Source organism: Kribbella sp. (genome assembly GCF_035687465.1).
GTDB lineage: Bacteria > Actinomycetota > Actinomycetes > Propionibacteriales > Kribbellaceae > Kribbella.
In genome coordinates, this window is sequence record NZ_DASRXP010000566.1 from 1 (window position 1) to 11,161 (window position 11,161).

Annotated in this window: 9 protein-coding genes; 4 read left to right on the forward strand and 5 right to left on the reverse strand. The window is 67.6% G+C overall.

Annotated features, from left to right (window positions below; all coding sequences use genetic code 11):
* Nucleotides 1-1,828: bifunctional glycosyltransferase/CDP-glycerol:glycerophosphate glycerophosphotransferase (locus VFG33_RS29965; protein ID WP_325056341.1), on the reverse strand; the 1,828-nt coding region annotated here is incomplete at its 3' end.
* Between the two features lie 25 nt (nucleotides 1,829-1,853).
* Here VFG33_RS29965 and VFG33_RS29970 point away from each other — a divergent pair.
* A complete protein-coding gene (locus VFG33_RS29970) occupies nucleotides 1,854-2,645 on the forward strand; it encodes a Fic family protein (protein ID WP_325056342.1) in 792 nt (263 codons plus the stop codon).
* Between the two features lie 272 nt (nucleotides 2,646-2,917).
* Here the strand turns inward: VFG33_RS29970 and VFG33_RS29975 are convergent, their stop codons facing one another.
* A complete protein-coding gene (locus tag VFG33_RS29975) occupies nucleotides 2,918-3,736 on the reverse strand; it encodes an HAD family hydrolase (RefSeq protein WP_325056343.1) in 819 nt (272 codons plus the stop codon).
* Between the two features lie 454 nt (nucleotides 3,737-4,190).
* Between VFG33_RS29975 and VFG33_RS29980 the strand changes: the two genes are divergently transcribed.
* Both VFG33_RS29980 and VFG33_RS29985 read left to right on the forward strand, forming a co-directional pair.
* Nucleotides 4,191-5,906: a chitinase gene (locus VFG33_RS29980; RefSeq protein WP_325056344.1), complete on the forward strand. Its 1,716-nt coding sequence runs from the start codon at nucleotides 4,191-4,193 to the stop codon at nucleotides 5,904-5,906.
* A gap of 2 nt (nucleotides 5,907-5,908) precedes the next feature.
* On the forward strand, nucleotides 5,909-6,838 hold the full coding sequence (locus tag VFG33_RS29985; RefSeq protein ID WP_325056345.1) for a helix-turn-helix domain-containing protein: 930 nt from the start codon (nucleotides 5,909-5,911) through the stop codon (nucleotides 6,836-6,838).
* Here the strand turns inward: VFG33_RS29985 and VFG33_RS29990 are convergent.
* Nucleotides 6,835-7,281 (reverse strand): aminoacyl-tRNA deacylase, encoded by a 447-nt coding sequence (locus tag VFG33_RS29990; protein ID WP_325056346.1) that lies wholly within the window; start codon nucleotides 7,279-7,281, stop codon nucleotides 6,835-6,837. The two genes, VFG33_RS29985 and VFG33_RS29990, sit on opposite strands and share 4 nt — an antisense overlap.
* A 4-nt stretch (nucleotides 7,282-7,285) precedes the next feature.
* Nucleotides 7,286-8,509, reverse strand: coding sequence for an MFS transporter (locus VFG33_RS29995; RefSeq protein WP_325056347.1), 1,224 nt, complete (start codon nucleotides 8,507-8,509; stop codon nucleotides 7,286-7,288).
* A gap of 71 nt (nucleotides 8,510-8,580) precedes the next feature.
* Between VFG33_RS29995 and VFG33_RS30000 the strand changes: the two genes are divergently transcribed.
* Nucleotides 8,581-9,459, forward strand: coding sequence for a LysR family transcriptional regulator (locus VFG33_RS30000; RefSeq protein WP_325056348.1), 879 nt, complete (start codon nucleotides 8,581-8,583; stop codon nucleotides 9,457-9,459).
* Between the two features lie 105 nt (nucleotides 9,460-9,564).
* On the opposite strand, the gene VFG33_RS30005 is transcribed toward VFG33_RS30000, so the two are convergent.
* A partial coding sequence (locus VFG33_RS30005) for a glycoside hydrolase family 18 protein (protein WP_325056349.1) occupies nucleotides 9,565-11,161 on the reverse strand: 1,597 nt, incomplete at its 5' end.

Here is an 11,161-nt window from a genome sequence, read left to right on the forward strand (position 1 = left end):
GGTGCTCCGACACGTCCATCACCCGGTCCGACTGTGACGACGGCGCCTTCGCCAGCGAGTAGTGCGTCCGGACCAGGACCCGCCCGTGATCCCCGGCCGCAGTGGCCAGCCGGTCCAGATCCAGATGGACCCCGTCCCCGCCGAGATCCACCATCCCGCTAGGCGTCCGTACTGCGTCCTGCGTGTCCCGGAAGGTGGGCGCGTACAGCACGACGAGATGCGAATCGTCGATGCCGAGGGAGGACCTGATCGCCCGGACCTCGTCCACCGTGGCGTTCAGCAGCCGGTCGTTCCGTGGGAGGCCGTACTCCAGCTCCTCGAAGTACGAGGGGTAGGTCCGTTCCCAGATCTCCGAGGAGTACCGGTTCGAGGACAGGTTGAAGTCCCATCGGTCGACCTGGCGCATCAGCTCCTCCAGGTCGAGGTCCTTCGCCGCGACCGGGTAGTTCCGCAGGTCGGTGCCCATCGTCTTCAGCGGGGTGCCGTGCTGGGTCTGCAGGTGGATCTGCCCCTCGCGCTTGTCCAGCTCGCGCGGCAGGTTCATGTTGCTGATGAAGTACGTCGCCCGGTGCACCAGCCGCTCGTACGCCGGTGAGCCCGCGATCACGTACTCCACCCCCTCGGGGATGGCGGTCACGTGGTCGGCGTCGATCACCCAGACCCCGCGCAGCTGCGGTGCGAGCTCGGCCGCCTTCTCATAGATCGCCCGGGGGTTGCAGGCGTACTGCTTGAACCAGTACGCGCCGTACAGGGCCAGGTTCGGGTCCAGCTCGCCGCGGTGCAGCAGCTTGCCGACCGCCTTGCGCGGGCTGGGCACGTGCAGCACCTTGGCACTCAGCTTGAGCGTGCAGTACGTCGCGTAGTCGTCGTGGATGAGCTGCCACCGCTTGAAGCCCCGGCTGGTCCGGTCGGCGGCGTAGCCCTCGGGCTTCCACCGCTTGGCGAAGGCATGTGCCGCGTGGAAGAACTCGGCCCGGTCGTCCGGGTCCAGTCGCTCGGGCCTGGCGAGGACAGCCAGGATGTGGTCGAGCGACCGGTCGAAGGCGAACCGCCGCCAGCCGGCCAGCTCGGGGTCCGAGGTGATGAAGGCGTGCACCCGGTCGTACTGGTCGAAGATGTCGAACTGCTTGCGGGTCCGGGTGGCGTGGATGTTGCCGCCGGTCCGGTGCTGCCGGTAGTGCACCACCACCCGGTCCAGGGTGGCGATCCGCTCGGCCGTGAGCATGGTGGAGTACGTCCAGGGCGCGTCCTCGTAGTACCCGGCCGTGAAGGCGAAGCCGTGCCGGGTGAGGAAGTCGCGGCGGCAGGCCTTGTTCCAGACCACCTCGAGAAAGGTCAGGAAGACCGGCCGCTCGGCCGCCGTGAAGACCCCCGCGCCCTCCCTGGCGAACGCGTCGTGCCGCTGGTTGCGGACCACCTTGCCGTCCCAGAAGATCCGCTCGTAGTCGAACATCATGATGTCCGGCCGGCCGGTCGCGTCGATCCGGGCGGCGATCGCCTCCAGCGAGCCGGGCAGATAGACGTCGTCGGCGTCCAGGAAGAGCACGTAGTCGCCGCGGCACTCCTTCATCCCGGCGTTCCGGGTCAGCCCGAGGCCGACGTTCTCCTCCAGGTGCAGCGCCCGGACCCGGGGGTCGGCGGCGGCGTACTCGTCCAGGATCCGGCCGGAGCCGTCGGTGCCGGCGTCGTCCACGCAGATGATCTCGAAGTCCGAGAACGACTGGCTCAGCACCGAGTCCAGGCACGGTCGCAGCCAGGCCCGTGAGTTGTGACACGGGACCACGATGCTGAACGTCGGGACCCCGGCGGAGTCGGTGCTGGCGGCCATGGGAATGCATCCTAGGCTCAAGGGCATGACGGCTGACGTGTTCGAACCACTGGGCGGTCTCGAAGGGGTCGGGTCGGCGGCTCGGGCGGCCCGCGACGCGGTCGACGTGCTGCTCCGGGACCGGGGGCTGCGCAAGGTCGGCTCCGACGTCACCGCCGAGGCCCTGCTCCGGGGCGCCCACGCTTCCGCTGCGCTGGCCGGCAGCCCGTCGACGCTCGATCAGGTACGCCGGGGCGCCGGCGACCCGCTCTCGTCGGGCGCGGTGCGGATGACCGGTGAACTGATGGGCCTCGCCAAGCAGGTCGATACCGCACCCATTCAGGTCTGGACCAGACTCCACCAGTTGGCCGCGGTCGACCTGGGATCGGAAGACCAGTTGGGCCACCTGCGGACCAGTCGCGAGCCGGTGCCCGACGACATCGCGGGCCTGCCGACGGCACCGCCCGCGGACGTGATGTGGGAGCGCCTGAGCGGACTGGCAAAGGCGCTGACCTCGCCGACGAAGGCTCCGGCCATCGTCGTCGCCGCCGTGGTGCACGCGGAACTCGCGGTGCTCCGGCCTTTTCCGACCGCGAACGGCTTGGTCGCCCGCGCTGCGGAACGCTGCGTATTGGTTGCCCGCGGCATCGATCCGGTGGCGGTCACGGTGCCGGAGGTGGGCCACCTGGAGCTGGGGGGATCGTATCCGTCGGGGCTGCGGGACTACGCCGGCGGCGGACTGACCGGAGTACGGGACTGGTTGCTGCGGTCCTGTGAGGTGGTGGCCCTCGGTGCCGAACGTTCACCGCTCAACATCTCTGCCCCACAAGGGAATTGAGCACCAGGCCCACCCATGCGAACGGCGCTCTCCAACGAGAGCGCCGTCGCTGGCACGTAGGCCTGGTTACCATGCGTGCACCTTGTCTGCCGCCACAGGACTAGCCTGGGTCGTGCTGCCCGGTTGGGATGGGCTGGTCGCCGCGTGGGTGCCTGGCTGCCGTGCAATCTCTACAGGACCGAGGTCCCTTGTGTCTTCCTTTGTACTCCCGAAAGCCCTTTCTGGGAAGGGCTAGAGCGGCCTTGATGAAGCTGTGAAAATTGTGTGGATCCTCAGCTTTCTGCCAGCCGGGCCCGCCGCCGGGCGGCGTACAGCAGCAGTCCGGCGGCGGCCAGACCGGCGCCGACGGCGGTCGCGGCGACGGCCGGACGGCGCACCTCGCGGAACCGGGTACGCTCGGTCAGCGCCACCGGTTTGGTGAAGTCGAGCACCGGCCAGTCGCGCCCGATCGCGAGCCGGCGCAGCGCTTTGTCGGGGTTCACCGCGACCGGATGGCCGACCGCGGCCAGCATCGGCTCGTCGGTGACGGAGTCCGAGTAGGCGTAGGAATCCTGCAGGGCATAGCCTTCCGCCGCGGCCAGCGTGGTGATCGCGGTCGCCTTGTACGGTCCGTAGACGTACTCCTCGATCTCACCGGTGTACTTGCCGTCGGCAACTACCATCCGGGTGGCGATCACCTTGTCGGCGCCGAGCATCCGGCCGATCGGCTCGACCACCTCGAAGCCGGAGGAGGACACGATCACCACGTCCCGGCCGGCCGCGTGGTGCTCCTCGATCAGCGTCACCGCCTCGTCGTAGACGATCGGGTCGACGATGTGGTGCAGGGTGTCGGCGACGATCGAGCGGACCGTTTCCACGTCCCAGCCCGTGCACATAGCGGACAGGTACTCCCGCATCCGCTCCATCTGGTCGTGGTCCGCGCCACCCAGCAGGTAGACGAACTGGGCGTAGGCGCTGCGTAGCACCGTCCGCCGGTTGATCAGCCCGCCGGCGTAGAACGGCCTCGAGAAGGCGAGGGTGCTGGACCGCGCGATGATGGTCTTGTCCAGGTCGAAGAAGGCGGCCGGACGGGCCGTCCCCAGGTGCTCCATAAGACCGAGCATAGGGCGGTGGACGAAACGCCGAGGGGCCCGGCCTTTCGTGTGGCCTACTCTCCCGTTAGACTATTGAGCAGTGTGACAGTGGCACTGGTCCGGGAGCCCCGATGAGGGGACCCGGCGCCCGGGGAAAACGCGCTCGGTTGCAATCCAACTGAGATGTGTGGGATCCGGATTCGGGGGGTACATACTCCTCGACAGTGACACACTGTCGCCTCCTGATCGGCCCCCGGCTCCTCCCCCCGAGCCCGTGGCCGAAGACGGCCCCCGGTCACCCCCCCGCCGGGGGCCGTCGCCTTTCTCCGAACAGGTCGTCGGCTGTTTCTCGCCGTTCATCGACCCGTCAATGTCAGAGGACTGTACATTCCTCATCTTTTCTGAGCGTGAGAGCGCTCCCACTTTATGTAGGGTCTTGACAATGTAGTTGACTGGTCACACTTTGTGTCTCATGAGTCCGCGAACCCGCCGCCCCCAGTCCGCGATCATCTCCGCCCTGCTGACGCTCGTCCTCGCCGTCACCGGCGTGCTGCTCCTGCCCGGCGCCAGCTCCGCGGCGACCAACCTGGTCACGAACGGAACCTTCGAAACCGGCTCGCTGGCCGGCTGGTCCTGCTCGGCCGGAACGGGCGCCGCCGTCAGTGGTTCTGCTCACAGTGGGACCTACGCGCTGCAGGGCAGCCCGACCTCCGGCGACAACGCCCGATGTAGCCAGTCGGTCTCCGTCCGGCCCAGTTCGACCTACACCCTGTCGGCCTGGGTGAAGGGGTCGAACGTCTACCTGGGTGCCGACGGCGGCACCAGCACCTGGAGCTCCGGCACTGCCTGGAACCAGCTCACGACGACCTTCACGACCAGTGCGTCCACCAGCACGGTGACGGTCTACCTGCACGGGTGGTACGGCCTTCCGGCGTACCAGGCGGACGACGTAGTACTGGACGGCCCGGGAGGTACCGCGCCGCCGCCGGACACCACAGCGCCGACGACGCCGGGTGGGCTCACGGTGGGCAGCCCGACCTCCAGCTCGTTGCAGCTGAACTGGTCCGCCGCCTCGGACGCGAACGGCGTGACCCGGTACGACGTGGTCCGCGGTACCGATGCTGCACAGAGCGTCGGCAATGTGACCAGCTGGACGGCCGGCGGGCTCAACCCGAGCACCACCTACAGCTTCAAGGTCCGCGCGTGCGACGCGGCCGGTAACTGCTCGCCGTACGGCGCGGCGGTGTCCGGCACCACCTCCAGCGGCCCGACTACCCCTCCGCCGGGCAACTTGCCGAAGCACATCCTCACGGGGTACTGGCACAACTTCAACAACGGTGCCGCGCTGCAGCGGATCCGAGATGTGCAGGCCAACTACGACCTGATCGCTGTGGCCTTTGCCGATGCCGACCCGGCTAGGCAGGGTGCGATCAGCTTCACACTGGACCCGGGCCTGGCCAGCGGCCTAGGTGGCTACACGGCCGCGAACTTCAAGGCCGACATCGCTGCCAAGCAAGCTGCCGGCAAGAAGGTCATCCTGTCTGTGGGCGGCCAGAACGGCACCATCTCGGTAGCAAACGCCACAGCCGCTACCAACTTCGCCAGCAGCGCTCTGTCCGTACTACGTGAGTACGGGTTCGACGGGATCGACATCGACCTGGAGAACGGGGTGAACGCGCAGTACATGGGTCAGGCACTGCAGAGCCTGCGCAGTCAGTTCGGCGCCGGCCTGGTGATCACGATGGCACCGCAGACGATCGACATGCAAAGCACCAGCTTCGAGTACTTCAAGCTGGCGCTGAACATCAAGGACATCCTGACCGTGGTCAACGTCCAGTACTACAATTCCGGCTCGATGAACGGCTGCAACGGCCAGGTGTACTCGCAGGGCTCGGTGGACTTCATCACCGCACAGGCCTGCATCATGCTGCAGAACGGGCTCCGGGCCGATCAGGTCGGGCTGGGCCTGCCCGCCTCCAGTCAGGCGGCGGGGAGTGGGTACGTATCACCGACGATCGTGAACAACGCGCTGGACTGCCTCACCAAGGGCACCAACTGCGGCAGCTTCAAGCCGAGCACCACTTGGCCCACGCTGCGCGGCGCGATGACCTGGTCGACCAACTGGGACGCCACGAACGGCAACGCGTTCTCCAACCAGGTCGGCTCCCACGTCCACGCCCTTCCCTGATCATGCACAGCTACCGACCGGCTCCGGTGCTGGAAGCGCTCGGTATCTGCTCCGAGGACGAGCAGCTCTACCGCGCACTTCTGGCCCGCCCGGAAGCCACCACAACCGACCTGGTCACCCACACCGGCTGGCCCGCTGCCAGGGTGGCCCGGCACCTGAGATCACTGCTGTCCCTAGGCCTGGCATCCCGTACGCCGGGACGCCCGGCCCGGTACACCCCGGCGGTTCCCGAGGCCGCGGTGGAACTCCTGGCGCTCCGCAAGCAGGCCGCTATCGTCCAGGCCAGGCTGGGGGCGTCTGTCCTCACCCAGGAGTTCCAGGCCGCGCGACAGACCGGGCCGTTCACGGTGATTCGAGGAGTGGAGGCGATCGCCCAGCGGTACTACCAGGCGCAGCAGAGTGCGCAGAGCGAGGTGCTGATCCTCGACAAGCCGCCGTACGCCGTGTTGCCGATCGAGCCTCGCCGGGCGATCGGGGTGACGTACCGGACCATCTACGACATGGCTGCGCTGATGGATCCGGCGGAGCTTGCGGCTGCTCGTTCCGCGGGGACCATGTGCCGGATGCTGCGCGACGTACCACTGAAGCTGGTGGTTGCGGACCGGCGTACGGGGTTGCTGCAGACCGGTGGTGATGTCGTGGTGGAGCTCGGGCCGTCGACCTTGCTGGATGCGTTGCTGCGGCTGTTCGAGCTGTTGTGGCAGCAGGCGACGTCGCTGTCCCCGGAGCCTGCGGAAGGACCGTTGACTGCGGAGGACCAGCAGTTGCTGGCACTGGCGGCCGCGGGTCTGACCGACCAGGCGATAGCCAGGCGGCTCGGGGTGGCGCAGCGGACTGTCGAGCGGCGCATGCAGCGGATCCTCAAGGCGCTGGATGCCACCACACGCTTCCAAGCCGGACTACGAGCCGGGCAGCGCGGGTTGCTGGTTTAAGTTACGTCGGCGACTGTGGCGTTGAGTGCCTTCACCAGGGCCTCGGCGTCCACGGTCAGACCGACGCCGTGCTCACCGCCGCCGATCGAGATGGTCCCGGTGATCCGCTCGTCGGCGATCACCGGCCAGGCGTTCGTGCTGCCGAGCGGAGTGATCGTGCCGCGGACGTAGCCGGTCACCTCGAGCGCGGTGTCGGCGCTGGGCATCGAGATGCGGTTGATGCCGAGCAGGGCGCGCAGCTTCGGCCAAGCGATCTCCCGGTCGCCTGGGACGAGCACGAACCGGTAGTCGTCGTCGGAGAGCCGGACCACGATCGTCTTGATCAGCTTCGCCGGTTCGATGCCCCGGGCCGCGGCTGCTTCCTCGAGGGAGTTCACCCGGCCGTGCCGCGTCTCCTCGTAGGCCAGGTCCAACTCGTCTGCTGCCTCGGTTGCTCGGGTCACGTGGCTAGTTTCCCACCCGGCTCGGAATGCTCCTGAGCGCGAGAGCCAGGAGCAGGGCGGCGATGAAGAGGACAGCTGCCTCGGCGACAACCCCTGGCCACGCGGCGCGCGACCACGCAGTACCGGCTAGGCCGCCGAACACGGATGAGCCTAGGTAGTAGGCGAAGAGGTACAGGCCTGCCGCCTGGCCTGTTCCGCCGCCGCCCGCATGAGCCCGGACTGCCACCCAGCCACTGGCCACGCCGTGTACCGCGAAGAAGCCGGCCGTCATCACCGCTAGCCCGGCGACGATCAGCGGCAGTGGTCCGCTGAGTGTGATGGCGAGACCCGCCAGCGTGACTAGGCAGCCGATCGGCACCACCGTGCGCCTGCCGTACTTGTCGGCCAACCGACCCGCCACTGCCGAGGCCGCCGAGCCCAGTAGGTAGACCGCGAACACCAACCCGGCCAACCCCGGCCCTAACCCGTACGGCGCTGCCGCCAGTCTGAAGCCGGTCGCGTTGTAAACGGCGACGAAGGCACCCATCGCGGTGGCGGCAATGCCGTAGAGGGCGAGCAGAGCTGGATCCTTGAGGACTCGTGCGGTCTGCTGCAGCAACCGGCGCGGGCTGGGAGGTGTGGCGACGAAGTTCTTGGAGTCCGGCAGTAAGAAGGTCACGAGCACCGCGCAGACCACACCGAGTACTGCGATCCCGCCGAGGGCTGCTCGCCAGCCGCCGAGGTCTGCCAGTCCACCTGCCACCAGGCGGCCGGTCATGCCGCCTACTGCTGTCCCGGCGACGTAGAGCCCACTGGCGCGTGCGTGGCTGGACTCGTGGACCTCTTCTCTCAGGTAGGCCATCGCTACCGCGGGAAGTCCGGCCAGTGCGACACCCTGAACTCCTCTGAGTGCGAGCAAGGTCTCCCAGTTCGGGGAGAAGGTGCAGAGCACGGCGACAAGCGCGGCCACCGCTACAGACCAGCGCATCAACTTGGTGCGGCCGAAGACCTCTGATGCGGGTCCGGCGATCAGGAGGGCGATCCCCAGGCCGAGCGTGGCGAAGGACACGCTGAAGGCGCTCTGGCTGGGTGAGACCTTGAAGGCCGTGACTAGCTCCGGCAGCAGCGGTTGGGTGCTGTAGAGCATGGCGAACGTGGCCAGACCGGCCGTGAACAAGGCTATGGAGAGTCTGCGATACCCCGCCTCGCCGGGGAGATACCCGGCCGGCTGTCTGGCCGCAGTCTGCATGGGAATGACGGTGCCAGGTGTTTCGTCATACGTAAAATGTCTGCTCTGGTTGGTATCGATACGCTTTCCGCATGAATGTCGATGACCTTCGGTGGTTCGTGGTGCTGGCGGAGACCGAACACCTCACCGACGCGGCCGCCGTCCTCGGGACCAGCCAGCCGAATCTGTCGCGGTCACTCCGCCGGGTCGAGGACGCTTTCGGAGTCCGCCTGTTCGAGCGTGAGCACCGTGGGCTGCGCCTCAATCCCTATGGCCGGATCGTGCTCGAGTCGGCCCGAGCCGGAGTTGCTGCCGTGGATGCGGCTGCGCAGCGGATCGACGCGTTGATGGATCCCGACTCGGGCACCGTCCGGCTGGCCTTTCTGCACTCGGTCGCGACAGGCGTCGTTCCGGATCTCTTGAAGGCGTTCCGGGCGACGGCACCGGGCATCCGCTTCGCGCTGCGGGAGGAGCCGTCGCACGACATCGTCCGCGACTTGGAGTCAGGTGAGGCAGAACTCGGCATCACCGGACCGCGGCCGGACCGGGACATCTTCGGCTGGCATCTGCTCGAGCGTCAGCGCCTTTGTCTCTATGTCCCACCCGGGCATGCCTTGGCCGGCCTGGACCACGTCAGCCTGGCTGAAGCTGCGGCTGAGCCCTTTGTCGCTCTGCGCCCCGACTTCGGCTTCCGCCGTGTCACCGACGAGCTCTGCCGGGCCGCCGGGTTCACTCCCCATGTCGCCTTCGAATCAACCGACCTGACGACCGTCGACCGCCTCGTCGGCGCCGGCCTCGGCGTCGCAGTACTGCCTGGCGGTGCTGTGCGTGGCACGGAAAGCGGAGCCACACCTGTCCCACTGGCCGGCGTCAAAGCCCGCCGGGACATCGGCCTGACATGGCGGCTCCGCGGTGAACTCTCGCCGGCAGCGGAGCGCCTCCGCACCTTCATCCAGTCCCTGGAACCCTGATCCCCCTTGCGTCCGAAGGGGAGTGGGGCCTGCCCCTCGGGTCTTCGGACGCAACGGCGTACTGCGGCAGGCGAATTGACCCGCCTGCCGCAGTACGGGCCGCTGTTAGAAGCCGGCGGTGATGCGGGTGAACTCCCAGTCGGGCTGGGCGATGCCGCTGCAGTTGGAGACCACGCCGCCGCCGGCGCAGCCGCGGTCGCGGTTCACCGACCAGAACGCCAGCCGGCCCAGACCGTTGTTCTTGGCCCAGGTGGTGATGTTCTGCCAGGTCGCCGTGGTGGTCATCTCCTGCTGGTCGGACAGACCGTTCATGCCGGAGATGCCCTGGTGGGAGTAGGCCTGCGCGGTGGTCCAGCCGAAGACTGCCTTCAGCTTGTTGTTCAGACCGGTGGACGCACCCACGGTGTCGTTGTAGATGTTGGAGCTGCCGAAGTCGAACGGCATCAGCGTGAAGATGTCGATGTTCGCGCCGAGTGCCGCCGACCGCTCGATCAGTCGGTTGCCCCAGTAGTTCGGACCCGTCGTTGAGGTGCCGAACGTAAGTATCGTCTGGATGCCGGGGTTGTTCTGCTTGACGATCTTGAGGGCGTTCAGGATGCGGTCCTGGACCACCTCGCTCTCGAACTCGTCCGTGTTCTCGATGTCGATGTCGATCGCCTTGAGGCCGTAGGCGCTGATCACCTGCTGGTAGGCGCCGGCCAGGGCTTCCGGAGTACTGCAGTTCGGGCCCAGCTTGTTGCCGCTCCAGCCGCCGATCGACGGCACGATGTCGCCGCCGGCCGCGCGGATCTGCGAGATCGCAGTCGCATCCGCACTGCCTTGTAGTGGCCGGCTACCGTCCCAGGCCGCGTTGCAGCCGCCGGACGACAGGATGAAGGCCATGGTGAACCACTTGATGCCGGTGGCGTTCATGACCGTCGTTGGGCTCGGCGGGTTGCCCCAGCCCATGTAGAGGTAGGGCGCGGCCCGGCGGGTGCCGACGGGATCGGTGCCGCCTGTCTTGGTCGTGACGGAGATGGAGCCGCTCTTGGCGCCTTCACCTGCACTGTTGGAACCACTGACCTGGTAGCTGTACGCCGTGTTGGCGGCCAGCCCGGAGTCCGTGTACGACGTACCGGTCGGCGTACCCACCTTCGTACCGTTGCGGTAGACGTTGTAGCTGGTCGCCCCGCTAGCGGCGGACCAGGACAAGCTGACGGACGACGCGGTCGAAGTACCGGTGAGTCCGCTGGGTGCGCCGGGAACTGTTCCGCCGCCACCGCCAGTGCAGGAACCACCGTTGAGCCGGCAGGCCGCGATACCGGGGAAGTTGCCCGGGCTGCCGTTGAAGCCGAAGGTGACGCTGGCGCCGGGCGCGAGCGGTCCGGCCCAGCTGGGCGGGGTGAAGGTGTGCGTCTGGCCACTGCTGGCGCGGGTCGCGTCCCAGGAACTGCTGATCGAGTAGCCGGACGGGAAGTCCAGGGCGATCGACCAGGTACTGATCGAACTGGTGGTGCCGTTGGTGACAGTGACCTTGCCCTCGAATCCGCTGCCCCAGTCGGAGACCTTGGTGAAGGCGGCGCTCACCGGCGCGGCCTGTGCTGCGGGGACGACCAGCACGGACATCACCACGGCGGCTATCGCGGCTATTGCTACGGACAGGTGTTTGCGTTTCATGATGCTCCGATCAGTGGGCGGTTCGTGATCAGACCCGTCCCCAGAG

Excerpts from the sequence above, each read along its gene's own strand:
- VFG33_RS29970 (WP_325056342.1), top strand. The coding sequence starts at position 1,854 with ATGACGGCTGACGTGTTCGAACCACTGGGCGGTCTCGAAGGGGTCGGG.
- VFG33_RS29975 (WP_325056343.1), bottom strand. The coding sequence starts at position 3,736 with ATGGAGCACCTGGGGACGGCCCGTCCGGCCGCCTTCTTCGACCTGGAC.
- VFG33_RS29980 (WP_325056344.1), top strand. The coding sequence starts at position 4,191 with ATGAGTCCGCGAACCCGCCGCCCCCAGTCCGCGATCATCTCCGCCCTG.
- VFG33_RS29985 (WP_325056345.1), top strand. The coding sequence starts at position 5,909 with ATGCACAGCTACCGACCGGCTCCGGTGCTGGAAGCGCTCGGTATCTGC.
- VFG33_RS29995 (WP_325056347.1), bottom strand. The coding sequence starts at position 8,509 with ATGCAGACTGCGGCCAGACAGCCGGCCGGGTATCTCCCCGGCGAGGCG.
- VFG33_RS30000 (WP_325056348.1), top strand. The coding sequence starts at position 8,581 with ATGAATGTCGATGACCTTCGGTGGTTCGTGGTGCTGGCGGAGACCGAA.